The organism is Sphingomonas sp. Root241, assembly GCF_001428865.1.
In the GTDB taxonomy this organism is placed as follows: Bacteria; Pseudomonadota; Alphaproteobacteria; order Sphingomonadales; family Sphingomonadaceae; genus Sphingomonas.
Genome location: NZ_LMIV01000001.1, coordinates 1,958,001 through 1,983,864, shown reverse-complemented (window position 1 = coordinate 1,983,864; position 25,864 = coordinate 1,958,001). Strand labels below are relative to the sequence as shown.

The 25,864-nt window shown below is 66.4% G+C and carries 33 protein-coding genes, 1 tRNA gene and 1 other RNA gene; 22 read left to right on the top strand and 13 right to left on the bottom strand.

The features are described 5' to 3' along the window. The first annotated feature begins 29 nt into the window (after window positions 1-29). The 9 genes from ASE13_RS09225 (at window position 30) to ASE13_RS09190 (ending at window position 5,868) form a co-directional block, all read left to right on the top strand. Window positions 30-1,106, top strand: coding sequence for a cysteine desulfurase family protein (locus tag ASE13_RS09225; protein ID WP_156404797.1), 1,077 nt, complete (start codon window positions 30-32; stop codon window positions 1,104-1,106). Further along, a complete protein-coding gene (locus ASE13_RS09220) occupies window positions 1,103-2,194 on the top strand; it encodes a cysteine desulfurase family protein (RefSeq protein WP_056613749.1) in 1,092 nt (363 codons plus the stop codon). Before ASE13_RS09225 ends, ASE13_RS09220 begins: the two co-directional genes overlap by 4 nt. Further along, the gene (locus tag ASE13_RS09215; protein ID WP_056613746.1) at window positions 2,191-2,523 is read left to right on the top strand and encodes a 2Fe-2S iron-sulfur cluster-binding protein; all 333 of its coding nucleotides are present in this window, start codon (window positions 2,191-2,193) and stop codon (window positions 2,521-2,523) included. Before ASE13_RS09220 ends, ASE13_RS09215 begins: the two co-directional genes overlap by 4 nt. 54 nt (window positions 2,524-2,577) lie before the next feature. Beyond that, a complete protein-coding gene (locus ASE13_RS09210; protein ID WP_056613743.1) occupies window positions 2,578-3,003 on the top strand; it encodes a low affinity iron permease family protein in 426 nt (141 codons plus the stop codon). Window positions 3,004-3,081: 78 nt separating this feature from the next. Then, on the top strand, window positions 3,082-3,357 hold the full coding sequence (locus tag ASE13_RS09205; RefSeq protein WP_056613740.1) for a hypothetical protein: 276 nt from the start codon (window positions 3,082-3,084) through the stop codon (window positions 3,355-3,357). Between the two features lie 68 nt (window positions 3,358-3,425). Beyond that, an RNA gene (ffs, locus tag ASE13_RS19405) (signal recognition particle sRNA small type) lies at window positions 3,426-3,523 on the top strand. Window positions 3,524-3,565: 42 nt separating this feature from the next. Beyond that, on the top strand, window positions 3,566-5,188 hold the full coding sequence (locus ASE13_RS09200; protein WP_056613737.1) for a DNA polymerase III subunit gamma/tau: 1,623 nt from the start codon (window positions 3,566-3,568) through the stop codon (window positions 5,186-5,188). Next, complete coding sequence (locus tag ASE13_RS09195) at window positions 5,185-5,508, top strand: YbaB/EbfC family nucleoid-associated protein (RefSeq protein ID WP_056613735.1); 324 nt, start codon at window positions 5,185-5,187, stop codon at window positions 5,506-5,508. The genes ASE13_RS09200 and ASE13_RS09195 overlap by 4 nt, the downstream gene beginning before the upstream one ends. Before the next feature lie 69 nt (window positions 5,509-5,577). After that, window positions 5,578-5,868 (top strand): hypothetical protein, encoded by a 291-nt coding sequence (locus ASE13_RS09190; RefSeq protein WP_056613729.1) that lies wholly within the window; start codon window positions 5,578-5,580, stop codon window positions 5,866-5,868. On the opposite strand, the gene mtgA is transcribed toward ASE13_RS09190, so the two are convergent. Genes mtgA through ASE13_RS09175 form a run of 3 tightly spaced genes read right to left on the bottom strand, consistent with a single transcriptional unit; the run spans window position 5,869 to window position 8,609 of the window. Then, entirely contained in the window at window positions 5,869-6,651 is a 783-nt protein-coding gene (gene mtgA / locus ASE13_RS09185) for a monofunctional biosynthetic peptidoglycan transglycosylase (RefSeq protein WP_082596489.1), read from the bottom strand. It lies immediately after the preceding gene. A 47-nt stretch (window positions 6,652-6,698) separates the two neighbouring features. Then, complete coding sequence (gene rpoH / locus ASE13_RS09180; RefSeq protein WP_056613726.1) at window positions 6,699-7,604, bottom strand: RNA polymerase sigma factor RpoH; 906 nt, start codon at window positions 7,602-7,604, stop codon at window positions 6,699-6,701. Window positions 7,605-7,655: 51 nt separating this feature from the next. Then, window positions 7,656-8,609 (bottom strand): RluA family pseudouridine synthase, encoded by a 954-nt coding sequence (locus ASE13_RS09175; protein WP_056613723.1) that lies wholly within the window; start codon window positions 8,607-8,609, stop codon window positions 7,656-7,658. Window positions 8,610-8,622: 13 nt separating this feature from the next. Here ASE13_RS09175 and ASE13_RS09170 point away from each other — a divergent pair, with 13 nt between their 5' ends. From ASE13_RS09170 to ASE13_RS09160, 4 genes are all read left to right on the top strand, one after another. Continuing rightward, the gene (locus ASE13_RS09170; protein ID WP_321164337.1) at window positions 8,623-9,033 is read left to right on the top strand and encodes a M67 family metallopeptidase; all 411 of its coding nucleotides are present in this window, start codon (window positions 8,623-8,625) and stop codon (window positions 9,031-9,033) included. An 81-nt stretch (window positions 9,034-9,114) separates the two neighbouring features. Next, window positions 9,115-9,261, top strand: coding sequence for a lmo0937 family membrane protein (locus ASE13_RS19790; protein ID WP_156404796.1), 147 nt, complete (start codon window positions 9,115-9,117; stop codon window positions 9,259-9,261). Window positions 9,262-9,336: 75 nt separating this feature from the next. Then, entirely contained in the window at window positions 9,337-9,981 is a 645-nt protein-coding gene (locus tag ASE13_RS09165) for a histidine phosphotransferase family protein (protein WP_056613721.1), read from the top strand. Window positions 9,982-10,130: 149 nt separating this feature from the next. Further along, entirely contained in the window at window positions 10,131-10,682 is a 552-nt protein-coding gene (locus ASE13_RS09160; RefSeq protein WP_056613718.1) for a dihydrofolate reductase family protein, read from the top strand. A 50-nt stretch (window positions 10,683-10,732) separates the two neighbouring features. On the opposite strand, the gene ASE13_RS09155 is transcribed toward ASE13_RS09160, so the two are convergent. Then, window positions 10,733-10,809, bottom strand: a tRNA-Arg gene (locus tag ASE13_RS09155). A 57-nt stretch (window positions 10,810-10,866) separates the two neighbouring features. On the opposite strand from ASE13_RS09155, the gene ASE13_RS09150 reads away from it, so the two are divergent. From ASE13_RS09150 to ASE13_RS09130, 5 genes are all read left to right on the top strand, one after another. Then, a complete protein-coding gene (locus ASE13_RS09150; protein WP_162254680.1) occupies window positions 10,867-11,616 on the top strand; it encodes a queuosine precursor transporter in 750 nt (249 codons plus the stop codon). Further along, on the top strand, window positions 11,616-11,945 hold the full coding sequence (locus ASE13_RS09145) for a hypothetical protein (protein ID WP_056613714.1): 330 nt from the start codon (window positions 11,616-11,618) through the stop codon (window positions 11,943-11,945). The genes ASE13_RS09150 and ASE13_RS09145 overlap by 1 nt, the downstream gene beginning before the upstream one ends. A gap of 73 nt (window positions 11,946-12,018) precedes the next feature. Continuing rightward, complete coding sequence (locus ASE13_RS09140; protein WP_200955606.1) at window positions 12,019-12,846, top strand: alpha/beta hydrolase; 828 nt, start codon at window positions 12,019-12,021, stop codon at window positions 12,844-12,846. A 158-nt stretch (window positions 12,847-13,004) separates the two neighbouring features. After that, window positions 13,005-13,652 carry a glutathione S-transferase family protein gene (locus ASE13_RS09135; protein WP_056613707.1) on the top strand — a complete coding sequence of 216 codons (648 nt, stop codon included), beginning with the start codon at window positions 13,005-13,007 and terminating at the stop codon, window positions 13,650-13,652. Window positions 13,653-13,717: 65 nt separating this feature from the next. Continuing rightward, complete coding sequence (locus ASE13_RS09130) at window positions 13,718-14,167, top strand: hypothetical protein (protein ID WP_056613704.1); 450 nt, start codon at window positions 13,718-13,720, stop codon at window positions 14,165-14,167. Between the two features lie 17 nt (window positions 14,168-14,184). Here ASE13_RS09130 and purQ read toward each other — a convergent pair whose 3' ends face one another. The 5 genes from purQ to ASE13_RS19785 all read right to left on the bottom strand — a co-directional run bounded on the left by purQ (window position 14,185) and on the right by ASE13_RS19785 (window position 17,310). After that, entirely contained in the window at window positions 14,185-14,850 is a 666-nt protein-coding gene (gene purQ, locus ASE13_RS09125) for a phosphoribosylformylglycinamidine synthase subunit PurQ (protein WP_056613701.1), read from the bottom strand. After that, window positions 14,847-15,077, bottom strand: a complete 231-nt coding sequence (gene purS / locus ASE13_RS09120) for a phosphoribosylformylglycinamidine synthase subunit PurS (RefSeq protein WP_056613698.1) — start codon at window positions 15,075-15,077, stop codon at window positions 14,847-14,849. Before purS ends, purQ begins: the two co-directional genes overlap by 4 nt. A 67-nt stretch (window positions 15,078-15,144) precedes the next feature. After that, the gene (purC, locus tag ASE13_RS09115; protein WP_056613695.1) at window positions 15,145-15,924 is read right to left on the bottom strand and encodes a phosphoribosylaminoimidazolesuccinocarboxamide synthase; all 780 of its coding nucleotides are present in this window, start codon (window positions 15,922-15,924) and stop codon (window positions 15,145-15,147) included. Window positions 15,925-16,103: 179 nt separating this feature from the next. Further along, entirely contained in the window at window positions 16,104-17,024 is a 921-nt protein-coding gene (locus ASE13_RS09110) for a DUF4349 domain-containing protein (RefSeq protein ID WP_056613694.1), read from the bottom strand. A 136-nt stretch (window positions 17,025-17,160) separates the two neighbouring features. Further along, a complete protein-coding gene (locus tag ASE13_RS19785; protein ID WP_156404795.1) occupies window positions 17,161-17,310 on the bottom strand; it encodes a hypothetical protein in 150 nt (49 codons plus the stop codon). A 104-nt stretch (window positions 17,311-17,414) separates the two neighbouring features. On the opposite strand from ASE13_RS19785, the gene gcvA reads away from it, so the two are divergent. From gcvA to ASE13_RS09095, 3 genes are all read left to right on the top strand, one after another. After that, on the top strand, window positions 17,415-18,311 hold the full coding sequence (gene gcvA / locus ASE13_RS09105; protein WP_056613692.1) for a transcriptional regulator GcvA: 897 nt from the start codon (window positions 17,415-17,417) through the stop codon (window positions 18,309-18,311). 38 nt (window positions 18,312-18,349) lie between these two features. Then, on the top strand, window positions 18,350-20,590 hold the full coding sequence (gene parC, locus ASE13_RS09100) for a DNA topoisomerase IV subunit A (RefSeq protein ID WP_056613690.1): 2,241 nt from the start codon (window positions 18,350-18,352) through the stop codon (window positions 20,588-20,590). A 121-nt stretch (window positions 20,591-20,711) separates the two neighbouring features. Further along, window positions 20,712-22,367 (top strand): putative bifunctional diguanylate cyclase/phosphodiesterase, encoded by a 1,656-nt coding sequence (locus ASE13_RS09095; RefSeq protein WP_056613688.1) that lies wholly within the window; start codon window positions 20,712-20,714, stop codon window positions 22,365-22,367. Here the strand turns inward: ASE13_RS09095 and ASE13_RS09090 are convergent. Genes ASE13_RS09090 through ASE13_RS09075 form a run of 4 tightly spaced genes read right to left on the bottom strand, consistent with a single transcriptional unit; the run spans window position 22,337 to window position 25,224 of the window. Further along, window positions 22,337-23,527 (bottom strand): CCA tRNA nucleotidyltransferase, encoded by a 1,191-nt coding sequence (locus ASE13_RS09090; RefSeq protein ID WP_056613686.1) that lies wholly within the window; start codon window positions 23,525-23,527, stop codon window positions 22,337-22,339. The two genes, ASE13_RS09095 and ASE13_RS09090, sit on opposite strands and share 31 nt — an antisense overlap. Next, window positions 23,515-24,111 (bottom strand): CoA pyrophosphatase, encoded by a 597-nt coding sequence (locus ASE13_RS09085; RefSeq protein WP_056613684.1) that lies wholly within the window; start codon window positions 24,109-24,111, stop codon window positions 23,515-23,517. Before ASE13_RS09085 ends, ASE13_RS09090 begins: the two co-directional genes overlap by 13 nt. Continuing rightward, entirely contained in the window at window positions 24,108-24,674 is a 567-nt protein-coding gene (locus ASE13_RS09080; RefSeq protein ID WP_056613682.1) for a DUF1285 domain-containing protein, read from the bottom strand. Before ASE13_RS09080 ends, ASE13_RS09085 begins: the two co-directional genes overlap by 4 nt. Window positions 24,675-24,705: 31 nt before the next feature. Continuing rightward, the gene (locus ASE13_RS09075; protein WP_056615013.1) at window positions 24,706-25,224 is read right to left on the bottom strand and encodes a GNAT family N-acetyltransferase; all 519 of its coding nucleotides are present in this window, start codon (window positions 25,222-25,224) and stop codon (window positions 24,706-24,708) included. Between the two features lie 139 nt (window positions 25,225-25,363). On the opposite strand from ASE13_RS09075, the gene ASE13_RS09070 reads away from it, so the two are divergent. Further along, window positions 25,364-25,735, top strand: a complete 372-nt coding sequence (locus ASE13_RS09070) for a dihydroneopterin aldolase (protein ID WP_056613680.1) — start codon at window positions 25,364-25,366, stop codon at window positions 25,733-25,735. Window positions 25,736-25,864 lie beyond the last annotated feature (129 nt).

Here is a 25,864-nt window from a genome sequence, read left to right as displayed (position 1 = left end):
GCGGCGCCCTTCACGCAATTGGAACCAACTTGGCCGACCGTATCTATCTGGATCACGCCGCGACGACACCGATGACCGAAGCTGCCGTGGCCGCGGTTGTCGAGGGGATGGCGCGCTGGGCGAACCCCTCTTCGCCGCATGCCGAGGGGCGCGCCGCACGGGCGGCGCTGGAGGGCGCGAGGGCGAAGATCGCCGCGGCTTATGGCTGGGCGCACGAACTCGTGCTGACCTCCGGAGCGAGCGAATCGCTGCACATGGCGCTTACGCGGTCGATGGCCGAACGGCGGCTGATCACTGCCGTCGAGCATGATTCGGTGCTGCGGCATTCGGAAGGGGCGACGGTACTACCGGTGGATGCGAACGGCATCCTCGATTTGGAGGCGCTGCAGGGAGCGCTGGCGGGACGCGGGCGGACGTTGCTCTGCGTGCAATGGGCGAACAGCGAGACCGGGGTGCGCCAGCCGATCGCGGCGATCGCGGAGATCGTGCGCGGCGCGGGCGGCATTCTGCTGGTCGATGCCGCGCAGATGCCGGCGCACGCGGATGAGGCGGTGCTCCGCCATGCCGATCTCGTGGCGGTCTCGGCGCACAAGCGCGGCGGGCCGCCGGGGATCGGCGCGCTGCTCGTGCGCGATTTCGGGACGCTGCTGCCGATGGGCGGGCAGGAGAAGGGCTATCGCGCGGGGACCGAGAATCTGCCCGGTGCGCTCGGCTATGCCGCGGCGGTGAGCGAGCCCGAGGATCTGGCGCGGATGGCGAGCCTTCGCGTCGGACTGGAGCAGGCGATCCGCGACGCCGGCGGCGAAGTCGTGGGCGAGGCGAGCCCCCGCAGCCCCCTGATCGGCGCGTATCGCATGCCGGGAGTGTCCTCCGCGGCGCAGCTCATCCGGTTCGATCTGGGCGGGATCTCGGTTTCGGCCGGAAGTGCCTGTTCGTCGGGGAGCATGCGGCCGAGCCATGTGCTGTCGGCGATGGGCTGGAGCGAGCCCGAATTGCGCGAAGTCGTGCGGGTCAGTTTCGGGCGGAGCACCAGCGAGGGCGAAGTGGCGCGCTTCGCCGAGCTCTGGCGCACGATCGCCGACGAGAAGCGGGCGCGCGCGGCATGATCTATCTCGATTACCAGGCGACGACGCCGCTCGCACCCGAGGCACTCGCCGCGATGCTCCCCTGGCTGGAGAGCCAGCACGCCAATCCCCACTCCGCCCACGCCCCCGGCCGCGCAGCCAAGGCGGCAGTGGAGGCGGCGCGCGACGATGTCGCCGCGCTGATGCCCGTGGGCGGGGCGGTGAGCTTCACCAGTGGCGCGACCGAGGCGCTCAATTGGGCGATCAAGGGCACGACAGGCCCCATCGTCACGCTGGCGAGCGAACATGCCGCAGTGCTCGACACCGTCGAGGCCGAAGCGCGCAAGGGGCGCGACGTCACTGTGCTGCCGCTCGGCAGCGACGGGCTGGTCGATCTCGCCGCGGCGCGTGCGGCGATCCGCCCGGGGACCCGGCTGGTCGCGGCGATGCTGGTCAACAACGAGATCGGGACGATCCAGCCGGTCGAGCAATTGGCCGATCTGGCCAGGGCCGCCGGTGCGCTGTTCCTGTGCGACGCGGTGCAGGGCTATGGCCGCACGCGGATTCCCGATGGCTGCGACCTCGTTGCCGTATCGGCGCACAAGATCCATGGCCCGAAGGGGGTCGGTGCGCTGTGGATCCGTGACGGCGTGACGCTCGATCCACTGCTGCACGGCGGCGGGCAGGAACCGGCGGGACGATCGGGCACGCTCTCGCCCGCTCTGTGCGCCGGCTTCGGTGCGGCGGCGCGGCTCGCCAAGCAGCGTTTCGGGGCGGACCATGCCCATGCCGAGCAACTGTTCCGTGCGGCGCTGGCGCATCTCGATGGCGACTGGATCCTCAACGGCTCGCGCGACGAGCGCTATCACGGCAATCTCAACATCCGCCGCAAGGGGCTCGATGTCGCACGGCTGATGTCCGATCTGCGCGACATCGCCTTTTCGGCCGGTTCGGCCTGTGCCAGCGGGTCCGGGCGGCCGAGCCATGTGTTGCGCGCCATCGGGCTGGCCGATAACGAGGCGCGATCGAGCATTAGGCTGGGCTTCGGCCGCTATACCACCGAGGAGGAACTGCTGACGGCGCTCGACCGCATCATCGCCGCGGCGCGATCGCAGAAGGTTGCGGCATGATCCGGGTGCGGTTCGTCAGCAGCGACGGCGACAGCCGCGACGTCGAGGCCGAAGCGGGTGCGATCCTGCTCGAAGTGGCGCAGAATGACGGCCAGCCGCTGGAGGGCACGTGCGAGGGGCAGATGTCGTGCTCGACCTGCCACGTCATCGTCGCGCCCGAGGATTTCGCCCGCCTGCCGCGCGCGAGCGAGGAGGAGGAGGACATGCTCGACCTCGCGATCGGCGCGGCGCGGACCAGCCGGCTCGCCTGCCAGATCGTGCTTTCGCCCGAGCTCGACGGGCTGACCGTGCGAATGCCGCCCGAGCATCGCGACATGCAGGGCCGCTGACTGATCCAGGTTGGAATTTTCGGAACGGGCCTCGCGCCGGGTCGTTTCAGCACCGTGTCGAAGCGGACGATCAGCCAGGCCCTTTATGTGATCGGCTGCCGTATCTCGGATGCCGGCGCGAATGTGGCGGGGCACCCGACGGCGCAGATCGTGCTGGTGCTCTTCTGCCTCGCCTGGTTCCTGTTGCCGCTCGGCGACAAGGCGACTGCGGTGCTCACGCTGGTGCTGTCGGTGCTGGCGATCACGCTCACCCAGATGGTCCTCAACCAGCAGAAACGGCACGAGGCGGCGCTGCATCTCAAGATCGACGAACTGATCCATGCGATGAAGGGTGCGCGCGACGAAGTGATGGGGATCGAGACCGCGAGCGAATCCGAACTGGAGGCGCTGCGCATCACCGGCGACAAGGCCGGGGAGGTCCTCGCGAAACGTCGCGGCAAGTCCGTCGTCACCACCGATCCGAATGGCCCTGAGACTTGAACAACGCGCGGAACAACGCCGCCGTTTCGGGATTGTAACGGCCTTGGGGTTTTCGCCCCGAGGTCAGGAGAGAGCCATATGAAAATCCTCACCCTAATCGCGGCCGCCGCTGCCGCGGTTCTGGCGGTTCCGACGGCATCCGCCGCCACCACCGCCGCACCCGGCGTCATATCGGTCGCCAGCTTTGCCGCCAGCGCACCCGCTGCGCAGAGCGGCCGCTGGGAGCGCGAACGCCGCTACGAGCGCCGCACCACCAACCGGCATCGCCGCGCTTACTGGCGGACGAACTGCACGCGCAAATGGCGCAACGGCCACCGCGTCCGCATCTGCCGCAAGGTGCGTTATTGGCGCTGAGCAAGAGCGCGGGGGCGCGCATGCGCGCTCCCGCACTTGCCTAAGCCGCGGACTTTGCCCATATGCGCCGCGGGAGTCGGGCGGACGATGCCGTCGCCAACCCGGTCAGATCCGGAAGGAAGCAGCCGTAACGATTTCGTGTCGGGTCGTCCCGGCTCCCACCATTCCTTGAAGACGCAGAGCCCTCGGCCCGCTAGTCTGGCGCGCAATGTCTGATTCCTTCCTCGGCCTCGACGAACCGCCCCAGCCCAAGCAGGAGGCGTATCGCGTCCTCGCGCGCAAATACCGCCCGCAGACCTTTTCCGAGCTGATCGGGCAGGATGCGATGGTCACCACGCTCGGCAATGCGATTCGGCGCGATCGGCTGGCGCACGCCTTCCTGCTCACCGGTGTCCGCGGGGTCGGCAAGACCTCGACTGCGCGGCTGATCGCCAAGGCGTTGAACTGCATCGGGCCGGACGGGCAGGGCGGGCCGACGATCGATCCTTGCGGGGTGTGCGAGCCATGCCGCGCGATCGCCGAGGGGCGGCATATCGACGTGATCGAGATGGACGCCGCGAGCCATACGGGCATCGACGATATCCGCGAGATCATCGAGGCGTCGCGTTATTCGGCGGTCTCGGCGCGCTACAAGATCTACATCATCGACGAAGTCCACATGCTCTCCAAGGCCGCGTTCAACGGCCTGCTCAAGACGCTCGAGGAGCCGCCGGCGCATGTGAAGTTCCTGTTCGCCACGACCGAGGTGAACAAGGTGCCGGTGACGGTGCTGTCGCGGTGCCAGCGTTTCGATTTGCGGCGGATTCCGGCGGAGAAACTGGCGGAGCATTTCGCCAGGGTGTCCGCCGCGGAGGGAGTCGAGGCCGAGCCCGATGCGCTGACGCTGATCGCGCGGGCGGCGGAGGGGTCGGCGCGCGACGGCCTCTCGATCCTCGATCAGGCGATCGCGCATGCCGGCCTCGAAGGCGGCGGGGTGCGTGCCGAGGCGGTGCGCCAGATGCTCGGTTTGTCGGACCGCGGCGCAATTCGGACCATGTTCGGATTGCTGCTCGCCGGCGATGCCGTGGGTGCGCTGGCGGCGCTGCGCGGGCAATATGATCTCGGCGTCGATCCGCAGGCAGTGCTGCGCACCTTGCTCGAAACCGTCCACGGCGTGACCCTCGCCAAGCTAGGTACCGAGGCGACGGCGGGGCAATCGGCCGAGGAGTTGAAGGCGCTGCAGGATTGGGCGGCAGGTCTCTCCTTCCCGGCGCTGCATCGGCTCTGGCAATTGCTGCTGCGCGGACATGATGAAGTCGCCAAGGCGGCGTTGCCGATCGAAGCGTGCGAGATGGCGCTGCTGCGCGTGATTCATGCCTCGCAATTGCCCGATCCGGGCGAGCTTGCACGGCAGCTGGCGAACGGCAGCGTCAGCGCGTCTGCGCCTGCAGCCGCGTCGGCGAAGCCAGCCGAGCCGGCGATGCCTTCGAGCATTGCCGAGCTGGCCACGCATCTGGAGATGGGCAAGCGCTTCCAGCTCGCGCAGCAGGTGCGCGACTATCTGCGGCCGGTGCGGTTCGACGGCTCCGAATTCGAGTTCGGCGCGGCGCGCGAGCTGCCGCACGACTTCATTCGCGAATTGGGGGCCGCCCTCCGCGAGACGACGGGGGTCAATTGGCGCCTGAAGTGCGTTGAGGACGCTGCGGCGCCGACGCTGCGCGAGGAGCAGACGGCGGGCGAGGCGGCCGAGCGCGCGGCGGTGCTGGCCTCGCCCGTAGTCGCCGCAGCGATGCAAGCCTTTCCCGAAGCCGAGCTGATCGGCTGGAACAATGTACGGAGTAACCAGGCATGAAGAGCCTCGAAGACATCATGGCGATGGCGCAGAACGTCCAGAACGAACTGACCAAGGCGCAGGCGACGCTCGATACGATCGAAGTCGAGGGCGCGTCGGGCGGCGGGCTCGTCAAGGTCAAGGCGAGCGCCAAGGGCCGGATCATCGGCGTCGATATCGACGAATCGCTGCTGGCGCCGTCCGAAAAGGGCATGCTGGAGGATCTCGTCGCCGCAGCGTTCAACGACGCGCGCGCCAAGGCCGACGCGGCATCGCAGGCCGAAATGTCCAAGATGAGCAGCGGTTTGCCCCTGCCGCCGGGCTTCAAGCTGCCCTTCTAGACGGGACCGAAACGGAACAATCTTCCCCTCTTGCCGGTTGCTGGCAGGTCTAGAGGAGGAGTGAAAGCCATGGTCGATCGAGTTGTTGAGCGTACCGATGGTACGACGTCGGAACGCGTGACCGAGACGGCGAGTGCACCCGGCGGCACCACGGTGGTCGAGCGGCGCGGCAGCGGCGCAGGACTGCTGATCGGGCTGGCGGTGCTGATCCTCGTCGTGGTCGGAGCGCTGTACCTGATCAACCAGAACAATCGTGAGAATGTGAAGACGGATGCCATCACCAGCGCCGCGAAGGATGTCGGCGGTGCGGCGAAGGATGTGGGCGGCGCTGCGAAGGATGCCGCCAAGAAGGTCGAATAGTCAGCGCAGGCAGGAGTCGAGCCCGTCTCCCGCCACGACGCCGATCCGGCGATTGATCGAATTGCCATAGCGCCGCGTGAAGCCCCTCGGGTCGATCGCGGCGCGTTTCTTGGGCAGCGGCAGCACGGCGGCGATCAGCGCGGCCTCGCGGTCGCTCAATTGCGAGGCGTCGTGCTTGAAATAGCGCATCGCGCCGGCATTGACCCCGTAGGTGCCGATCCCGGTCTCGGCGACATTGAGATAGACTTCCATGATCCGGCGCTTGCCCCAGATATTCTCGATGAGCAGCGTGAAATAGGCTTCCAGGCCTTTGCGGAAATAGCCGCCGCCCTGCCACAGGAAGACGTTCTTCGCGGTCTGCTGGCTGATCGTCGAGCCGCCACGGATGCGCTTCTTGCCGATGGCGTTGCGCGCGGCCGCTGCGGCGATGGCTTTGTAGTCGAAGCCGTTATGCTGGCAGAATCGCGAATCCTCGGCGGCGATCGCGGCGCGGGCCATGCTGGGGTCGATCCGGCCGAGACTCATCCAGCTTTTGGTGACGCCGTGCCCCGAGACTGCGTCGCCGATCATCGTGAAGGTGATCGGCGGATTGATGAAGCGCAAGGCCGTGACCCAGAGCAGCGAGCCGAGGAAGAAGATCAGCACCGCCTTGACGATCCAGCCGAGGAGGCGGCGCTTGAGCGACTTGCGCGGGCGGGGCAGCGCAGGCTCCGGCGCGTCGATGCGCGTCGTTACCTGCGGCGCCGGTGTACCGGTCAGATCGTCGTGCCGTTCGTCACTCATTCGGGCACGATTGGCGGCGCTGGTCGCTCAACGCAACCGCTTCGTCGTCAATAGGCCGCGAGCAGCCGCTTCTCGCCCGCGAGGCGCATCATCGCCTTCTGGAGCTTCTCGAAGGCGCGGACCTCGATCTGGCGGACGCGCTCGCGCGAGACGCCATAGACTTGGCTGAGTTCCTCGAGGGTCTTCGGATCGTCGGTCAGGCGACGTTCGGTGAGGATGTGCTTCTCGCGCTCGTTGAGGTCTTCCATCGCGTCCACGAGCATCTCGTGGCGGACATCCGCCTCCTGCGCTTCGGCGACGGCCTCGTCCTGGAGCGGGCCATCATCCTGCAGCCAATCCTGCCACTGGCTCTCGCCATCCTCGCGCATCGGCACGTTGAGCGACGTATCGCCGCCCATCGCCATGCGGCGGTTCATCGAGGTGACCTCTTCCTCGGTCACGCCGAGATCGGTGGCGATCTTGGCGAGATGCTCGGGGGAAAGGTCGCCATCCTCAAACGCGTCGAGCTTGGCCTTCATCCGGCGCAGGTTGAAGAACAGCTTCTTCTGCGCCGCAGTGGTGCCCATCTTCACGAGCGACCAGCTGCGCAGGATGAATTCCTGGATCGAGGCGCGGATCCACCACATGGCGTAGGTCGCCAGGCGGAAGCCCCGATCGGGCTCGAACTTCTTCACGCCCTGCATCAGGCCGATATTGCCCTCCGAGATCAGCTCGGAGACGGGCAGGCCATAGCCGCGATAGCCCATGGCGATCTTGGCCACGAGTCGCAGGTGCGACGTGACGAGCTGCGCGGCCGCATCTGGGTCGCCATGCTCCTGGAAGCGTTTGGCGAGCATATATTCCTGCTCGGGCGCCAGGATGGGAAACTTCTTGATCTCGGACAGATAGCGGTTGAGGCTCGCCTCTCCGCCGAGTGCAGGAATCGTCGCCGGGACGTTGCTGCCATTTGCCATGATCAATCTCCCTTCACTGGACGCAGCACCACATGGGTTGCGCCACGAAAATCATACGATGAGCTTATTGAACAGTTCCTGCATGTCCGCAGGCATTTCGCTATCAAACGCCAAAGCGTGGCTTGTCAGGGGGTGAATGAACCCGAGATGCGCCGCATGCAAGGCCTGCCGCCGGAAATTCAAGGTTGCCAGAAGTGCACGATGGATCGGGCGCGTGCTCCCATAGACCGGATCGCCCAACAGCGGATGACCGATCGAAGCCATGTGCACGCGGACCTGATGCGTCCGCCCGGTTTCGAGCCGGCATTCGACCAGGGCTGCTTCGCGAAGTTGGCGAAGTGTACGCCAATGCGTAACCGCGTGCTTTCCGGAACCTTCGCGGACGACTGCCATTTTCTTCCGATTCGTGGACGATCGCCCTAGGAAAGTGGAAATTGTACCCGCCGAAGTTGACACTTTTCCCGCGACGATTGCCCGATAGCGCCGGTCGATCGAGTGTGCCTTGAACTGCGCGGCGAGTCCGATATGTGCGCGATCGCTCTTGGCGGCGACCATCAGGCCCGACGTGTCCTTGTCGATCCGGTGGACGATCCCCGGCCGCGCGACTCCGCCGATCCCCGAAAGCTGCCCCGCGCAGTGGTGGAGCAGGGCATTGACCAGCGTGCCGTCGAGATTGCCCGCGGCAGGATGGACCACCAGCCCCGCGGGCTTGTCGATCACGATCAGATGCTCGTCCTCGAACACCACGTCGAGCGCGATATCCTGCGCTTCGTTGTGCGCCGGAGTCGGATCCGGCACGGCAATGCGGAACACCGCGCCCCCGGGCGCCTTTTTGGCGGGATCGCGAGCAAGGCCATCGGGGCCCGTCACCGCACCGCTCGAGATCAGCGCCTTGAGGCGTTCGCGCGAGAGGGCGGGAATCGCATCGGCGAGCGCACGGTCGAGCCGCCAGCCGTTCGCGGTCTCTGCAATCCGCGCTTCGAGTGTAGTAACCCCCCGGTCCATTCTGTAAACGTAGATGGGGATGGGAATACGCGTTTCAAGATCTGTACTGATCGGTATTCAACGCATTTCCGCGGACGCCGCCCCGCGCGAGGCCTGCGGATTGCTGTTCGGCGCGGCTGATCGGATCACCGATTGGCAAGCCGTTGAAAATGTAGCGGAAGAGCCCGAGCGGCGCTTCGAGATCGAGCCTAGCGCGCTGTTCGCAGCGCTCCGCGCCGAGCGCGCCGGCGGGCCGAAAATAATCGGTTACTGGCACTCCCATCCGAGCGGCGACGCGACTCCTTCGATCACCGACGCGGCGATGGCGCAGCCTGACGGCAAGCTATGGCTGATCGTGGCGCGGGAGGGCGAGAAGCTGTGGCGGGCGGAGGAACGGGCCCCGCTGCACGACCGCTTCACCCCGGTGGAGCTGATCCCCGTCTGAAGGTCCCAGCCGAGGCCACGCATCGTGGAACGTTTCACTCCCGCGCCACGTTTGCTCATCATAACAAAAAGGAGTTCCCGGATGCTCTGGACCATCGTCGTCATCCTTCTCGTGCTCTGGCTGCTGGGCTTTACGCTGCATATCGGTGCCGGGCTGATCCACATTCTGCTGGTCGTCGCGCTCGTCATCGGGCTGATCCAGCTCTTCTCGGGGCGCCGCGTCGTCTAGCGTGGTGCACGGGCGCAGCTTGCAGCGGCAACGCGGCTGCGCCAAAGAGGCGCTGGGGTAACCGGAGCCACTTCCTTGAACATCAGCCCGACCGATTTCGCGAGCCTTTTATGTTCAAGGCTTTGCCACGATTTGCTCAGTCCGGTTGGCGCGCTCAACAACGGGCTCGAATTGCTCGCCGACGAGCATGACCCGGAGATGCGCGCGCGCTGCCTCGAGCTGCTGAGCGAGAGTGCGAAGGCATCGGCCAACAAGCTCAAATTCTTCCGTCTCGCCTTCGGCGCGGCGGGCGGCTTCGGCGAGACCGTCGACACGCGCGAGGCGCAAGCGGCGATCGAGGGGCTGTTCGGCGAGAACCATCGCGTCAATGTCGGCTGGATGGTCGAGGACCCGGTACTGCCCAAGCAGGCGATCAAGGTGCTGCTCAATCTCGCATTGATCGGCGGCGACGCGCTGATCCGCGGCGGCCAGCTCGATATCGGCGCCGAGATCGTCGACGGATCGATCGAGATCGTGGTGCGCGCCGACGGACCGCGCATCGTGCTCGATTCGGAGCTGCGTGGAGCGCTGGCCGGCGGACAGGAGGACATGCCGGTCACGCCGCGCGCGGCGGCGGCGTTCCTCGCCCACGCGCTGGTGACCCAAGGCGAAGGCACGCTGCAGGTGAGCCCGCCGGATTCCGAGGTGCTGCTGTTCGGGGCGAGCTTCCGCGTCGCGTAACGCGGTGCTTCTCGACAAGCTGGTGAGGATTGGCGCGCCCGGTCGTTTTTGATCAGGCATCTGGTCGATGGCAGCTATCGACCCGTTGCGGACACTAACGAAGACTGCGAAAGTTGCCTTGGAAGTTTCGCTTCAGAGGCGGTGTCAGGATGTCCATATCGGTACTCGACATGTCTATGTCCCTCGATGGCTATATCGCCGATGAGAACGACTATCTCGGGGGTGAGGACGGGGAGCGGCTGCACGACTGGGCCAAGACTGGCGACCTCGCGCGGGAGCTGGAGGAAGAAATGGGCAAAGCCGGTGCCGTCCTTGCTGGTCGGCGGACGGCTGAGCTGATGGATCATTGGGGCGGTAGTCATAACGGCGCCCCTATTTTCGTCCCGAGCCACCGACCGCCCAGCCCTGCCGCTCGTTGGGGCTACCCCTTGGTTACCTATGTCAACGACGGGATCGCCAGGGCGATGGAACAGGCGAAGGCCGCGGCCGGCGATCGGGAAGTGCAGGTCCGCGGTGGATACACTGCACAGCGAGCGCTTGAGGCTGGAGTGTTGGATGAGCTGAGAATTCACCACATACCAGTGCTATTGGGGCGCGGCCGTCGCATGTTCGACATATTGCCTCGGGAGATTGAGCTGGAAATTATCGGCGTCGTAGACACGCCGCACGCAACGCACATCCGCTACCGAGTTCGCAAATAGGGCGCTGAGCCGTCGTCCGCCTTAGCCTGGCAAAGCGTCTTGAGGGTATTTGGCGCGCCCGGTTGGATTCGAACCAACGACCACAGGCTTAGAAGGCATGTGCTCTATCCAGCTGAGCTACGGGCGCGCGCGGGGCGCATCTAGCGCGGATTGCGCCGCGGCGGAACCGCCATATAGTCGCGGCATGACTCAGGGGGACATGGGGCCGGCGCCGATCGCCGCGCGGGACATCGCCGGCGGGCACTTCCGCTATTTCGACTTCGTGATGGCGGCGTTCGTCACGATCCTTTTGCTCTCCAACGTGCTGGGGGCGGGCAAGGTCTCGCAGATCTGGCTGCCGCTCTACGACGATTACTGGCCGTTCGGCGCCGGCATCCTGTTCTTTCCCGTCTCCTATGTCATCGGCGACGTGCTGACCGAGGTCTATGGCTATGCCCGCGCGCGCCGGGTGATCTGGGCGGGGACCGTCGCGGTGCTGTTCATGGCGCTGATGTCGTGGGTGGTGGTGGCGCTGCCGCCCGCACCGAGCTGGGGAAACCAGGCGGCGTATGAGACGATCTTCGGCCAGGTGCCGCGGATCGTGCTCGCCTCGGTCTGTGCCTTCTGGGCGGGCGAGTTCGTCAATTCCTATGTGCTCGCGCGCATGAAATTGTGGACCCGCGGGCGGATGCTCTGGGCGCGCACGATCGGATCGACGATCGCGGGGCAGGGGATAGACAGCCTGATCTTCTATCCGCTCGCCTTCCTGTGGGCCGAAGGCTGGACGACGCAATTGGTGATCCAGGTGATGTTCACCCAATGGGCGCTCAAGGTGGCGTGGGAGGCGATCCTGACGCCGGTCACCTATGCCGTGGTGGGTTTCCTCAAGCGGCGCGAGGGCGTCGACGTCTATGACGAGGGGACCGACTTCACCCCCTTCGCCACCCGGGTCTGATGAGCCCGCTCCAGGCGAGCAAATTCTGGCTGATCCAGCATATCGGCCTCGCCAAGGATGCGCTGCACGTCCATGTCGGGCTGCTGCTGTTCGTCGTCAGCGCGCTGATCTTCCGCTGGCCGGTCCGCAGCTGGAAGCCCTGGGCAGTGGCGCTGGCGGGGGCGCTGATCGGCGAGGCCTGGGATCTGCGCGACAGCATGGTCTATCACACCCGAATCGCATTCTGGGCCAATTTCCACGACATCTGGAACACCATGATCTGGCCGAGCGCGCTGCTCCTCCTCGCGCGGACCACGCAATTATTCGGCAATCCCGCACAGGAGCGCTGATGCAATCGTCGCACTTGCATGAAGATGCACATGCGTAACAATCTCGCCCCATCACCAGATTAGGGGAATGACGATGGCGGCGACCGAAGCGACGTTCGAGGGGGCCGGCGGGCTCAGCATCTTATACCGCGCCTGGGAGCCCGCAGGCGAGCCCCGCGCGGTGGTGGTGATCTGCCACGGCGTCAATTCGCATAGCGGCCAATATCTCTGGGCGGCGGAGCAGTTCGTCGCGAGCGGCTATGCGGTGTTCGCGCTCGACCTGCGCGGGCGCGGGCGCTCCGAAGGCGAGCGCTTCTATGTCGAGGATGTCGCCGATTATGCGAGCGACGTCGGCGGCACCATTGCCATTGCGCGGGCGCGCTATCCGGGCCGCAAGCTGTTCCTGCTCGGACACAGCGCGGGCGGCGTGACTTCGGCTTTCTACACGCTCGATCATCAGGACACGCTCGACGGATTCATCTGCGAGAGCTTCGCCTTTCAGGTGCCGGCGCCCGGCTTCGCGCTCGCCGCGATCAAGGGGCTCAGCCACATCGCGCCGCGGCTGGGCGTGCTCAAGCTGAAGAACGAGGATTTCTCGCGCGACCCCGAATGGGTCGCGGCGCTGAACGCCGATCCCTATACCCAGAACGAGACCCAGCCCGCGGCGACGGTGGCGGCCCTGGTGCGTGCCGACGAGCGGCTGCGCGCGGAATTCCCGACGATCACGCTGCCGCTACTCATCCTGCACGGCACCGCCGACAAGGCGACGGTGTGCGAGGGCAGTGTGTTCTTCCACGAGACCGCCGGATCGGCCGATAAGACGCTCAAATTGTACAAGGATCATTATCACGACCTGCTCGCGGATCTGGGCAAGGAAGAAGTGATGGCGGACATCACGGCGTGGCTGGAGGCGCATCTGTAAGGCGGGCTGCGGCCGGGGTTCGGTCTCTTTCTCGAAGCCGCCCCACAGAAATCTGCGCTTCAGCGATATATTTCAAAGGGCATGTCGATTTCCGGCAATCTCGTTCGTCATCGTCTGTGGCACCAAAGCCAATCGATCGAGCCAGGGAGACAAACGCCATGACCAGCACCATCACCGCCTTCGAACGGTCGCCCGATGGCGGCAAGGGACTGGCGCGCGATACGCGTGTGCGCTGGGCGCTCGAGGAAGCCGGCCAGCCTTACGAGGTTCGCCTGGTTTCGTTCGCCGAGATGAAGAAGCCCGCGCATCTCGCGCTCCATCCTTTCGGCCAGATTCCCACCTATGAGGAAGGCGACCTGATCCTGTTCGAGACGGGCGCGATCGTCTTCCATATCGCCGAGCGATCCAGGGCCCTGCTGCCCGAAGATGCGAACGCCCGGGCGCGCGCCATCACCTGGATGTTCGCCGCCGTCAACACGGTGGAGCCGCCGATCCTCGACCTCCAGACGGCCAGATTCGCGGAAGGCGACAAGCCCTGGAGCGAGGAACGGCTGCCCTTGGTCATGGATCGTATCCGTGCCCGGCTGGACCAATTATCCGCGCGGCTGGGCGATGCGGATTGGCTCGACGGTGCATTCAGCGCGGGCGACCTGTTGATGGTGTCGGTGCTGCTCCGATTGAGAATGTCGGGCATCCTGGACGAATATCCGAACCTGGCCGCCTATGTCGCTCGCGGCGAAGCCCGGCCGGCTTATCGCCGGGCTTTCGCCGCGCAACTGGCGATCAACGCCCCGACGACGGGCTGATCAGGGCGAGTTTGCGCGCAAGGCGCGGATGGCGGCGTCACTCCCGATGCGGGATTGGCACCGCCATGAACATTCCTGTCGCCTTGCTCTCGCTGCTGTCGAGCCTCGATACGCCTGCCGTGGCGGAGGCGTGGGAGTGGCGCGGTGCCGCTGCCGTGATCGATGTTGATCTGGTTCGGGCGGACATACGGATCATCGTGAAAGATGGGCCTTCCGAAGTTCGCATCGTTCCGCGCGGAGACGACGCTGCCAGCGTGACGTTCTCGGCCGCGTCGGCGGGCGATGTGGTTCGCATTCGCGATCGCTATCTCCCGCGCGCACGATGGCCCAATGATTGCCTGCCTCCGGTCGATGAACGCGGCGACTATTGGACGCATATGGTGCCGCTTCAGGTCACGATTCAGGTCCCGCCGGAATCACACCTGCGCGTTCGCGTGATCAGCGGGAACATCCATACGAGCGCCGTGTCGGCCGGTTTCGACCTGAAGAGCCGGGACGGGATGGTTCAGCGCTAGCCTGGCAGGCCGGACCCTCAGGCCACCGCTTCGAGCAGTCCCTCGAACAGGCGGCGGCCGTCGGTGCCGCCGTGCGCGGCTTCGATGCGGCGCTCCGGATGGGGCATCATGCCGAGCACGTTGCCGCTCTTGTTGAGCAGCCCGGCGATGTTGCGTGCGGAGCCGTTGACGTCCTCGGCATAGCGGAAGGCGACGCGGCCTTCGCCTTCGAGGCGGTCGAGCGTCTCGGCATCGGCGAAGTAGTTGCCGTCGTGATGCGCGACGGGAACGGTGATCGTCTCGCCGCTCTGATAGGCGCTGGTGAAGATCGACTGGCTGTTGTCCACCGTCAGCGCGACGTTGCGGCAGACGAAGTTGAGCCCCGAGTTGCGCATCAGCGCGCCGGGCAGCAGCCCGGTTTCGGTGAGGACCTGGAAGCCGTTGCAGATACCGATCACCGGCACGCCGCGCTCGGCGGCCTCGACCACCGCGCGGACCACCGGCGAACGCGCCGCGATCGCGCCGCAGCGCAGGTAATCGCCATAGGAAAAGCCGCCGGGCAGGGCGATCAGGCCGATGCCCGAGGGCAGCTCGCTCTCGCCGTGCCACACCATGTGCGGGGCGGTCCCGGTCACGTCTTCCAGCGCGGTCGCGATGTCGCGATCGCAGTTGGAGCCGGGGAAGACGATGACCGCGGTCTTCATTGCTTTTCGACCCGATAATTCTCGATCACCGTGTTGGCGAGCAGCTTGCGGCACATCTCGTCGATGCTCTCGTCGCTGGTGCCGTCGGCGACTTCGAGTTCGAAGATCTTGCCGGCGCGGACGTCTTCGACGCCGGTGAAACCGAGGCCGCCGAGCGCGTGCTGGATGGCCTTGCCCTGGGGGTCGAGGACGCCGTTCTTGAGCGTCACGATGATGCGGAGCTTCATGGCCGGGGCCTATGGCCCGACCGGGCGAGTCCCGCAATCAGAAATAGCGCTGCGGCGAACGAACGCCTTATTTGCCGCGGCGCTTGCGGTGGCTCTCGAGGTCCAGCACCGCCGAATCGGCACCCTCGGGGAACAGGCCGAGCCGGCGCGCGACTTCCTGGTAGGCCTCGACCTCGCCGCCGAGATCCCGGCGGAAGCGATCCTTGTCGAGCTTTTCGTTGGTGGCCATGTCCCACAGGCGGCAGCCGTCGGGGCTGATCTCGTCGGCGAGGATGATCCGGGCATAGTCATTGTCCCAGATGCGGCCGAATTCGAGCTTGAAGTCGACCAGCCGGATGCCGATCCCGGCGAACAGTCCCGAAAGGAAGTCGTTCACGCGGATCGCCATGTCGGCCATGTCGTGCAGCTCTTCCTGCGCGGCCCAGCCGAAGGCGAGGATGTGCTCGTCGGTGACCATCGGGTCGCCGAGCGCATCGTCCTTGAAATAATATTCGACGATCGTGCGCGGCAGCGGCGTGCCTTCCTCGATGCCGAGGCGCTTCGCGAGGCTGCCGGCGACGACGTTGCGCACCACCACTTCGATCGGGACGATCTCGACCTGGCGGATCAGCTGCTCGCGCATGTTGAGGCGGCGGATGAAGTGGGTGGGGATGCCGATCCCGCCGAGCAGGGTGAAAACATGCTCGGAAATGCGGTTGTTGAGCACGCCCTTGCCGTTGATCGTGCCCTTTTTCTGCGCGTTGAACGCAGTGGCGTCGTCCTTGAAATACTGGATCAGCGTGCCGGGCTCGGGACCCTCGTAGAGGATCTTTGCCTTGCCTTCGTAGATCTGCCGGCGGCGTGCCATGTCGGCTCTTACCCCTGAAAAGCGTCGCCCCGGCGGCGCGGACAAGGACCGCACGACAACCGGGGCTCTGGAAGGCTCGGGCCTATACTGGATGCGGTGTTGCGGTGCAATCACGCTTCGCCGGGCAGCGACTGTGCCGGAGCCGGACATCGGGCCCGGCGAAGCGCGAATGGTGGTCGTCAGCCCCCCACGGCTGCCGGCCGACGCTTGCCGAACCGGCGGATCAGCAGCACCGGAATTGCGGCGAGCAAGAGCCACGGCAGCAGATAGATCACTAGCGACAAGACGAAGCGCAGGCCGATCAGGAACACCGCGCCCGAGCCCTGCACCGCTTCCCCCAGCTGGGCGCCGACGCCCTGGGCCGTTGCCGAAGGGGCGATCGCGCCGTAGCGGATGTCGAATTCCGACATCGCGACGCGGCCCTGCAGCTCGCTTAGCCAGCTCTTGGCCTGGTCTAGCTCCTCCTGCGCCTGCGTGACGCTGCGTTCGGCCGCGAGCAGATCGGCGGGGGTGCCTTGCCGCTTGCGCAGCATCTCGGTCAGCCGGGCGACGAGCAATTCGCGCTGGCGCACGCGCGCCTCGCTGTCGACGATCTGCTTCGAGACTTCGTCGGTGGCGATCTTGGCATTTTCGGTGCGGCCGCCTGCCTGGGTGACGTCATGCTCGAGCAGGATCTGGAAGCGACGGGCTTCGGTCGTGGCGACGCGCAACTTGAGCGACGCGTTGTTCGACTGTTCGTTGCCGATGCCGCGTTCGAGCGCGAGCAGCTGGCACCGTGCCGGCCCCATTTCCTCGCACATGTCGCGGTGGGCGTCCTGCGTCGCGGCGATCTTGTCGCCCGGGAGCAGATAGGTGAGCGCATAGGCATAAGCGAGCTTGGGAATCGAGATCGGCAGCTTGGCCGGGGCATCGGATTTCGCGGTGCCGGGCGTGGCAGGGCGTGTGACTGCGGGTGTGTCGGTCATCGCACGATCGGCGGCGGCGGATTCCTCGGGCGTGAAAGACGTGACGGTCGAGTCCTGCTTCGTGGAACCCGCGTTTTCAGCGGCAGAGCAGGCGGTGAGCGTCGCGGCGGCCGCGAATAGGGTGATGAAGCGCATGGGCATATCTCCTGCAACGAGGAGGATATGACATCACATGACTGGGAAAGCCGTCAAGCCACAATCTTGCCACATTTATGGCAAGATTGTGGCGAAGAAGATTCGGAGTGGTTCGGGACGTCCTGGGGCGGCGAAATCACGGACGCATGTACCGCCAGGGGGCGTCGTATTCGATCGCGTTCAGGCGCTTGAATACATGAGCCATGCTTTTGAAAAAGCGGCGGATTGCCGTGCTGAGATGGTGGCGGTTGTCGGCCCAGGCGGCGCTTGCGTAATCGCGGTCCATGTCGGTTTCTCCTGTGCTGCTGGCCTCCCGTATTTGAGCCTGAAGCGACCGCGGCGCCAACAAATGGTTGGACTCAGGTGATAAGCAGGGCTTATGATAACCCGATGCGCCGCCTTCCGCCTCTTTCCGCCGTCCGCGTGTTCGAAGCCGCCGCGCGTCACGGCAATTTCACCCGCGCCGCCGAGGAACTGGGCATGACCCAGGCGGCGGTGAGCTATCAGGTGAAATTGCTCGAGGAGCGGTTGGGCGCGGCGCTGTTCCGCCGCGACAAGCGCCGCGTGGTGCTCACCGACGCAGGCACGCGTGCCGCGCCGCAGATTTCGCGCGCGTTCGACGCGATCGACTCGGCCTTCGCCAATATCCGTGCCGAGGATGAGGCGCTGCTGGTCATCTCGACGTCGAACACCTTCGCCAACACCTGGCTCGCATGGCGGCTGGGCAGCTTCCAGATCGGCCATCCCGAGATGGCGGTGCGGTTGGAGACCAGCGACGCATTGGTGGATCTCGAGGGCGGAGGCGCCGATTGCGCGATCCGGGCCGGTCGCGGCGGCTGGCCGGGACTCGCCGCCGATCGGCTGATGGAGATCGACTTCACGCCGATGGTGAGCCCCGAATTCCTCGACCGCCACGGCCCGCTGCAACCCGCTGACCTGCTGCGGCTACAGCTGATCAGTCCGCATGATCCCTGGTGGACGGTGTGGCTGCGCGAGGCGGGCGTCGACGTGCCCGACGGTCCGCTGCGCCCCGGCGTCCGCCTCGATTCGCAGGCGCATGAGGGGCATGCCGCGATGGCCGCGCAGGGCGTGGCGATGCTCACGCCCTTCTTCTGGCGCAACGATCTCGCCGAAGGACGGCTGGTGCGGCCGTTCGAGCAGGTCTCGACCCGCGGCTATGCCTATTGGTTCGTCGCTCCGGAAAGCCGCCGCAACGTCCCCAAGATCAAGCGCTTCCGCGAATGGCTGCTCGGCGAGATCGGGCGGGAGCGACCGGCGCCGGTCTAGCTTTGCGTGGAGCTTCCGGGCTGCTAACCGAGAGGACGATGACCCTCGACACCGAAATTCTCGAACCCTCCGGTCCCACCGACGTCCCCTTCGATAGCGCGCTTTCCGAGCGTTACCTGGTCTATGCGCTGTCGACGATCACCGCGCGTTCGCTGCCCGATGTCCGCGACGGGCTGAAGCCGGTGCATCGCCGGCTGCTCTGGGCGATGCGGCTGCTCAAGCTCGATCCCGCGAGCGGCTACAAGAAGTGCGCGCGCGTCGTCGGCGACGTGATCGGCAAATACCATCCGCACGGCGATCAGTCGGTCTATGACGCGATGGTCCGCCTCGCGCAGACCTTTGCGCTCCGCTACCCGCTCGTCGACGGGCAGGGCAATTTCGGCAATATCGATGGCGATAACGCGGCGGCCTATCGCTACACCGAGGCGCGGCTGACGCAGGTCGCGATCGACCTGATGGCGGGGCTCGACGAGAATTCGGTCGATTTCCGCCTGACGTACAACGGAGAGGAGGAAGAGCCCGAGCTCTTCCCCGGCCTGTTCCCCAATCTGCTCGCCAATGGCGCCGCAGGCATCGCAGTGGGCATGGCGACGTCGATCCCGCCGCACAACGCCGCCGAAATCATGAACGCCGCGGTCGCGCTGATCGACAATCCGCAGGCCAACGTGCTCGATCATGTCAGCGGCCCCGATTTCCCCACCGGCGGCGTGGTCGTGGACAGTCCCGCGGCGATCGCCGAGAGCTATGCCACCGGGCGGGGCTCCTTCCGGGTGCGGGCGAAGATCGAGAAGGTCGTCGAGAAGGGCGGAGGCTGGCACCTGATCGTCTCCGAGATCTCGTACGGCGTGCAGAAGGGCAAGTTGATCGAGGGGATCGCCGACCTCATCAACGAGAAGAAATTGCCGATCCTCGGCGACGTGCGCGACGAATCGGCCGACGATGTCCGCATCGTGCTCGAGCCGCGCAGCCGCACCGTCGATGCCGAGACGCTGATGGAGAGCCTCTATCGCCTCTCCGACCTCGAAGTGCGCGTGCCGCTCAACCTCAACGTGCTCGACAAGCACCGCACGCCGCGGGTGATGAGCCTGCACGAGGCGATCGCCGCCTGGATCGAGCATCAGTTCGTCGTGCTGCGCCGCCGCTCCGAGCACCGGCTGAGCAAGATCGCCGATCGGCTGGAGCTGGTCGGCGGCTATATCATCGCCTTCCTCAACCTCGACCGGGTGATCGAGATCATCCGTAACGAGGACGAGCCCAAGCCGATGATGATGGCCGAGTTCCAGCTCACCGACCGCCAGGCCGAGGCGATCCTCAACATGCGGCTGCGCTCGCTGCGCCGGCTGGAGGAGATGGAGCTGCGCCGCGAGCAGGAAGCGTTGCAGAAGGAGCAGGCGGAGCTGGAGCTTTTGCTCTCTTCCGATGCGCGCCAGCGCACGCGGATGAAGCGCGACCTTGGCAAGATGATCGAGCGCTACGGCCTCGAAACCCCGCTCGGGGCGCGCCGGACTGCGATCCGAGAGGCCGGCCCCACCCGCGAGATCCCGCTCGAGGCGATGATCGAGCGCGAGCCGATCACCGTGATCCTGTCGCAGCGCGGCTGGATCCGGGCGATGCGCGGGCATGTCGAGCTGGCATCGGCCGAGACGCTCAAGTTCAAGGAAGGCGACGGCCCGCTCTTCGCCTTCCACGCCCAGACCACCGACAAGTTGCTGCTCGCCACCGACAATGGCCGTTTCTACACGCTGGGCGGTGACAAATTGCCCGGCGGGCGCGGCTTCGGCGAGCCGGTGCGGCTGATGGTCGATCTGGACGGCGAGCGGCAGATCATCGCGCTGCTGCCGGCGAGTGCTGCGGCGAAGCTGCTGGTGGCGGCGACCGACGGCCGTGGTTTCGTGGTCAACGCCGCCGACGTCGTCGCCGAAACGCGCAAGGGCAAGCAGGTGGTGACACCGCGCGCCGGCGCGCATCTCAAGCTGGTCCGCCCGATCGCTCCCGAGGACGACGCGGTCGCGGCGATCGGCGACAACCGGAAAATGCTGGTGTTCCCATTGTCCGAAGTCGCCGAGCTGGCGCGCGGGCAGGGCGTGCAGCTCCAGCGCTACCGCGACGGCGGCCTTTCGGATGCCAAGACCTTCCGGATGGAGGAGGGGCTGAGCTGGCCGATGGGCGGCGACAGCGGCCGGACGCGCAGCGAGACCGACCTTTCCGCATGGCGCGCGGCGCGCGGCGCGGCGGGGCGGATGGCGCCCAACGGCTTTCCCCGCGACAACCGCTTCTAGAGGCGCGGGAAAGGCGCCCGCTTCAGCCGGTCTTAACCAATTCCGGCTAGCCCCGATTGCGATGGCGTTCGGTAAGCTCAAGCCAGTTTCGGCCGCGCCTGTGGAGTTTGCTCCTCAGGATATGCCTGCGCGCGCCGATGGCTTGCTCGAAACCGGGCTGATGCTCGACCTGCTGCCGGTGCCGGCGGTGACGGTCGCCCTCGAAGGCGGCAAGCTCCAGTTCAACGCGCTCAACCGCCCATTCCGTATGGCCGGGCTCGGAACCGTGGCCGGCGAATCGCCACTGATCCGCCTGCTCGGCACCCAGCTTCGCCGCTTCCTCGAATCGGACGAGACCTGGCGCGAAACCGCCTGGCAATTCGGCGAGGAAGTCGATTGCCGTTACTTCCGCGTCCTCTTCGCACGCCATGATGCGCATCGCGGCACGCCGCGCTGCCTGGTCACGCTGGTCGACCAGACCTCCGAGCTGCGCACCGAGCACAGCCTCCGCCGCGAGATGGCGACCGACAGCCTCACCGGCCTGCCGAATCGCGCCGGCTTCAGCGACCAGCTCGAAGAGCTGATCACCATAGACAATGCCGAGAGCTTCGCGGTGCTCGTGGTCAACCTCGATCGCTTCAGCCGGGTCAATGCCTGTATGGGGGGACTTGCCGGCGACGAACTGCTGATCTCGGTCGCGCGCCGCCTCAAGGGGGCGCTTCGTGGCCGCGACATATTGTCGCGGATGGGCGGCGACGAGTTCGGCGTGCTGCTGACCCTCGACGAAGGGCCCGGCGACGCGCTGCACGTTGCCAAGCGCGTCCAGGCGGCGCTCGCCACGCCGTTCAGGCTCTCCAGTTTCGAGATTCGCATCGATTGCTCGATCGGCATCGCATTGGGCGCCGACAACAAGGGCGAGCCCGAGGATCTGATCCGCCACGCACAGTTCGCCGTGAAGCGCGCCAAGACCAGCGGGCGGACCGAAGTCTATCACACCCGCGCGTTCGACATCGCCCGCGAGCAGTTCAGCATCGAGACCGAGCTGCGCCGCGCGATCGAGAACGGCCAGATGACCCTGGCCTATCAGCCGATCTGCGATCTGGGTTCCGGCAAGATCATTTCGTTCGAGGCGCTGGCGCGCTGGACCAATGAGAACGGCGTCGCGATCTCGCCCGACGAGTTCATCCCCGTTGCCGAGGAATCGGGGTTGATCATCCCGCTCGGGCGCTGGGCGATGGAGGAAGCGGCGCGGACGCTGGCGGCGTGGGATGCCGCGACGGGCGGCGACAGTGAGGTGAAAATCGCCGTCAATCTGTCGGCGATCCAGCTCCAGCGCGACCGGATCCCCGAGATGGTGCAGGCGGCGCTCGAGCGATATGGCGTGTCGGGCACGCGCCTGACGCTGGAGCTCACCGAAAGCGCGATCGTCAGCGATCCGGACCGGATCAGCCGGACGATGCTGGCGCTCAAGGATCTGGGCGCCACGCTGGCGATGGACGATTTCGGCACGGGCTATTCAAACCTCGCCTATCTGCAGAAGCTGCCGATCGACTTGCTCAAGATCGACCGCAGCTTCATCTCCGGCATGCTCGCCGACCGCGACAAGATCGCGATCGTGCGTGCGATCCTCAGCCTGGCGCAGGCGCTGGGCATGCAGACCACTGCGGAGGGAATCGAGACCAACGAGCTCGCCCAGACGCTCGCCGCGCTCGGCTGCACTCATGGGCAGGGCTATCTCTACGCGCGGCCGCTGCCTGAGGCCGAGGCCTATTCGCTGCTGCTCGCCAGCAAGGCCTGAGCGACCACTTCGTCGGCAAGCGCGGCCGCGCGCTCCTCGCCGGGGAAGCCTTCCGCGATCCAGCGATCCTCGACCGCGCGCAGCGCGCGGGCGACGTCCGGCCCTTTGGCGAGGCCGCGCGCCACGAGTGCGCCGCCGCTCAGCGGAAGGCGCGGCGCTTCCCAGGACTTGATCTCCTCGATCTGTGCGATGTCGCGGTCCGAGAGGAGCAATCGGTCGAGTGCGGTTTCCCTGCCCAGCCGATAAGCGAGGGGCTTCGGCGCTTCCAATGGTTCGCCCATCGCCGCCACCAGACGCTTGCGCTCGGCGTTCGAAAGCTTGAGCCGCGCGCCGATCTGGTCGGCGGTCGCGCCGTCGCGCGGCAGCACTGAGGCGAGCCGACGGATCGGATCGGGGGAGATGCCGGTGGCGGTTTCGCGTTCGGCAAGGTGGGCGAGCAGATCGGGCGAGACGATTTCGGGAAGGACGGGCTCGAATATGCCGCGCTCGATCATCAGGCGGACGACACGCACGGCGTCCCGGGCGACCAGCAGCTTGAGCAGTTCGTCGCGAATCCGCTCGCGCGACAGCGCCATCAGGTCCTTCGCGCGCGCCGTGCAGGCGTCGAGCCCCGCGGGATCGGCCCGATCGCCGAATCGGGCGAGGAAGCGGAAGAAACGCAGGATACGCAGATGGTCCTCGGCGATTCGCTCGAGCGGATCGCCGATGAAACGGACATGGCGCGCCTCGAGATCGGCGAACCCGCCGAAATAGTCGAAGATCTCGCTCGTACGCGGGTCGGCGTAGAGCGCGTTGATCGTGAAGTCGCGGCGCGCGGCATCCTCGCGCCAGTCGTCGGTGAAGGCCACGGTGGCGCGGCGGCCGTCGGTGGAGACGTCGCGGCGCAGCGTGGTGACTTCCACCGGCCCGCTTTCCAGCACCGCGGTGATAGTGCCGTGATCGATGCCGGTGGGGATCGCCTTGATGCCGGCGGCCCTGAGCAGCTCCACCACGCGCCCGGGTGCGAGCGGCGTGGCGAGGTCCACGTCCGAGACGGCGATCCCCAGCAGCGTGTCGCGCACCGAGCCGCCAACGAAGCGCACTTCGCCCAGCACCTCGACCAGCCGATCGAGCCCGAATCGGTGCCGCCAATCGGCCTGCGGAAGCGTCATGCCGCCCATCGCAGCCGCCGCGAGAGATTGACGATCATGGCCGCGGTTGCCCCCCAGATACGGCGTTCGCCCCAGAGTATCTCATAATAACGCCGTTCCCGGCCCTGATATTGCGCGGTCGCCTCGACATGGTTGGCAGTGTCGAACAGGAAGGCCAGCGGGACCTCGAAAACCGCGGCGACTTCGGCCTCGGCCGGGACCAATGCCAGATCCGGCGGCACGACGCCGATGACCGGCGTCACTTCATACCCCGTCACCGTGCGATAGCGGTCTACGACCCCGATCACGTCGACGGCGGAAGGGGGGAGGGCGATCTCCTCCTCGGCCTCGCGCAGCGCAGCGCCGACCGGCCCGTCATCATCCGGATCGATCCGGCCGCCGGGAAAGGCGACCTGACCGGGATGGCGGCGGAGCGTCTCGGTGCGCTGGGTGAGGATAATGCCCGGCTCGGTGCGATCGGTGAATGCGATCAGCACCGCCGCGGGATGCCCGGCGATTTCGGGATCGAAATCGAAATGGTCGCCGGCGAGGAGGATGGTCTCCTCGCCATGCGGAGCATCGAGCGCGGCGCGCAGCCGTTCCGCGAGAGTCATGGCCGCGGCTCCAGCGCGAAGAAGGCGTTGTTGCTCCACACACCCGGCGGCGCGCTGTCATTGGCGAGCGCGATTCCGGCGAGCTCATAATAGACCGGCCGCGCGATCAGCGCCTCGAGCCCACCGCGGACATGGAGATAGGGGCGGGGACCGTCCTCACGCTCCTCGAATCGCAGCGGATGCTCGGGACCCGCGGTGACGAGATCGCCGGTGTTGAGCCGGAAGGCGAGCTTCATCGCCTCGCCTTCGTCTTCGACCTTCATTTCGACGGCAGTGAAAGGGGCGTCTTCCACCTCAATGTCGAGCTTCTCGACCGGGGTGACCAGCACGAAGCGGCCGTCGGGTTCGCGGCGCAGGATGGTCGAGAACAGGCGGACCATCGGCGCGCGGCCGATCGGCGAGCCCTGATGATACCAGGTCCCGTCGCGGGCGATACGCATCTCGCTGTCGCCGCAATGCTCGGGATTCCAGCTCTCCACCGGCGGCAGGTGATTCTCCTCGGCCAGCCGTGCGATCTCCGCGAGGGACAGGCTGGTGAAATCGGGCGGCGGCGGTCCGGGCATGGACGCTCGTTAGGCGCGCGCGCCTCCCCTCTCAAGCAGCTTGGCGGACGCGTGGGCCCAGCGCGCCCGCGCAATCGGGCACCTTGTCGCCGCGGGCGAGCAGGCGACGCGGCTCGAACGGCCCGGGCAGGCGCCAGCCGGCGGTGCGATCGGCGGTGAAGCCGAAAAAGCGGCCATAATATTCGGGATCGCCGACCAGCATCAGCGAATCGCACCCCTCGGACGGGCAGCCCGGAACCGCGAGCATCCGCTCCATCAGCGCGCGGCCGATCCCGCCGTGCTGTCGATCGGGTTCTACGGCAACGGGGCCGACCATCACCAGCGGAACGATACCGCCATCGTCGCAGGCGAGCTCGACCGGCCAGCACTGGATCGTGCCGAGCAGCGCGCCGTCGGCATCGAGCGCGGCGAAGCTCAGCTCGGGGACGGGCAGGGTGCCGGCGCGAATCTTGTACGCGGTGCGCGTGCGTCGGCCCGGGCCGAAGGCGCGGTCGAGCAGCGCCTCCACGGCCTGGGGGTCGACAGCAGCCAGCGGCACCAATGCGATCACGTCCATTCCCTGCAAACAGCCGGCGCGTTCGCCGGGGCCGCGCGCTTTAGCGCCGCTGCACGCGCGCGCAAGGATTAATGGTATGGCGCCGCACAGCGCCCGCCCTTAAGGGAGCGCGGTTTCCTCGAAAGGCCGTTAATTGCGCGATCTGCTCCAGCTCCAGGTGCACGACCTCGAAGTAGAGGTGCTGACCGGCATATATTCCGAAGAGACGCATCTGCCGCAGCCGCTGCGAATCTCGGTGACCGTCGATATCGACATGCCCGAGCGCTTCGCACCCGATACGCCGCTGAGCGCTTCCAAAAGCTATATCGATCTCAAGCACGCCGCGACCACCGCGCTGCCCAGGGACGTGCACTTCACGCTGATCGAGGCAGTCGCCGAGCATGTCTGCGAAACGCTCTTCGTCTCGGATGCGCGGGTACAGCGCGTGGAGATCCGCATCGTGAAGCTGGCGATCGCCGAACAGGGCGAATCGATCGGCATCAACATGGTGCGTCACCGGCGCTGAGCGCGATAGCCGCTTTCCGTTCGTGTTGAGCTTGTCGAAGGACCATCCTCGTTCGGGGGCCGCGCGAAGAAGAGCGGCCCTTCGACAAGCTCAGGGCGAACGGAGAAAGCGAATCAACCCGATCCAAAA

Coding starts and splice junctions, on each gene's coding strand:
- ASE13_RS09220 (WP_056613749.1), top strand. CDS start 1,103: ATGATCTATCTCGATTACCAGGCGACGACGCCGCTCGCACCCGAGGCA.
- ASE13_RS09215 (WP_056613746.1), top strand. CDS start 2,191: ATGATCCGGGTGCGGTTCGTCAGCAGCGACGGCGACAGCCGCGACGTC.
- ASE13_RS09205 (WP_056613740.1), top strand. CDS start 3,082: ATGAAAATCCTCACCCTAATCGCGGCCGCCGCTGCCGCGGTTCTGGCG.
- ASE13_RS09200 (WP_056613737.1), top strand. CDS start 3,566: ATGTCTGATTCCTTCCTCGGCCTCGACGAACCGCCCCAGCCCAAGCAG.
- ASE13_RS09195 (WP_056613735.1), top strand. CDS start 5,185: ATGAAGAGCCTCGAAGACATCATGGCGATGGCGCAGAACGTCCAGAAC.
- ASE13_RS09190 (WP_056613729.1), top strand. CDS start 5,578: ATGGTCGATCGAGTTGTTGAGCGTACCGATGGTACGACGTCGGAACGC.
- mtgA (WP_082596489.1), bottom strand. CDS start 6,651: ATGAGTGACGAACGGCACGACGATCTGACCGGTACACCGGCGCCGCAG.
- rpoH (WP_056613726.1), bottom strand. CDS start 7,604: ATGGCAAATGGCAGCAACGTCCCGGCGACGATTCCTGCACTCGGCGGA.
- ASE13_RS09175 (WP_056613723.1), bottom strand. CDS start 8,609: ATGGACCGGGGGGTTACTACACTCGAAGCGCGGATTGCAGAGACCGCG.
- ASE13_RS09170 (WP_321164337.1), top strand. CDS start 8,623: ATGGGGATGGGAATACGCGTTTCAAGATCTGTACTGATCGGTATTCAA.
- ASE13_RS19790 (WP_156404796.1), top strand. CDS start 9,115: ATGCTCTGGACCATCGTCGTCATCCTTCTCGTGCTCTGGCTGCTGGGC.
- ASE13_RS09160 (WP_056613718.1), top strand. CDS start 10,131: ATGTCCATATCGGTACTCGACATGTCTATGTCCCTCGATGGCTATATC.
- ASE13_RS09150 (WP_162254680.1), top strand. CDS start 10,867: ATGACTCAGGGGGACATGGGGCCGGCGCCGATCGCCGCGCGGGACATC.
- ASE13_RS09145 (WP_056613714.1), top strand. CDS start 11,616: ATGAGCCCGCTCCAGGCGAGCAAATTCTGGCTGATCCAGCATATCGGC.
- ASE13_RS09140 (WP_200955606.1), top strand. CDS start 12,019: ATGGCGGCGACCGAAGCGACGTTCGAGGGGGCCGGCGGGCTCAGCATC.
- ASE13_RS09135 (WP_056613707.1), top strand. CDS start 13,005: ATGACCAGCACCATCACCGCCTTCGAACGGTCGCCCGATGGCGGCAAG.
- ASE13_RS09130 (WP_056613704.1), top strand. CDS start 13,718: ATGAACATTCCTGTCGCCTTGCTCTCGCTGCTGTCGAGCCTCGATACG.
- purQ (WP_056613701.1), bottom strand. CDS start 14,850: ATGAAGACCGCGGTCATCGTCTTCCCCGGCTCCAACTGCGATCGCGAC.
- purS (WP_056613698.1), bottom strand. CDS start 15,077: ATGAAGCTCCGCATCATCGTGACGCTCAAGAACGGCGTCCTCGACCCC.
- purC (WP_056613695.1), bottom strand. CDS start 15,924: ATGGCACGCCGCCGGCAGATCTACGAAGGCAAGGCAAAGATCCTCTAC.
- ASE13_RS09110 (WP_056613694.1), bottom strand. CDS start 17,024: ATGCGCTTCATCACCCTATTCGCGGCCGCCGCGACGCTCACCGCCTGC.
- ASE13_RS19785 (WP_156404795.1), bottom strand. CDS start 17,310: ATGGACCGCGATTACGCAAGCGCCGCCTGGGCCGACAACCGCCACCAT.
- gcvA (WP_056613692.1), top strand. CDS start 17,415: ATGCGCCGCCTTCCGCCTCTTTCCGCCGTCCGCGTGTTCGAAGCCGCC.
- parC (WP_056613690.1), top strand. CDS start 18,350: ATGACCCTCGACACCGAAATTCTCGAACCCTCCGGTCCCACCGACGTC.
- ASE13_RS09095 (WP_056613688.1), top strand. CDS start 20,712: ATGCCTGCGCGCGCCGATGGCTTGCTCGAAACCGGGCTGATGCTCGAC.
- ASE13_RS09090 (WP_056613686.1), bottom strand. CDS start 23,527: ATGGGCGGCATGACGCTTCCGCAGGCCGATTGGCGGCACCGATTCGGG.
- ASE13_RS09085 (WP_056613684.1), bottom strand. CDS start 24,111: ATGACTCTCGCGGAACGGCTGCGCGCCGCGCTCGATGCTCCGCATGGC.
- ASE13_RS09080 (WP_056613682.1), bottom strand. CDS start 24,674: ATGCCCGGACCGCCGCCGCCCGATTTCACCAGCCTGTCCCTCGCGGAG.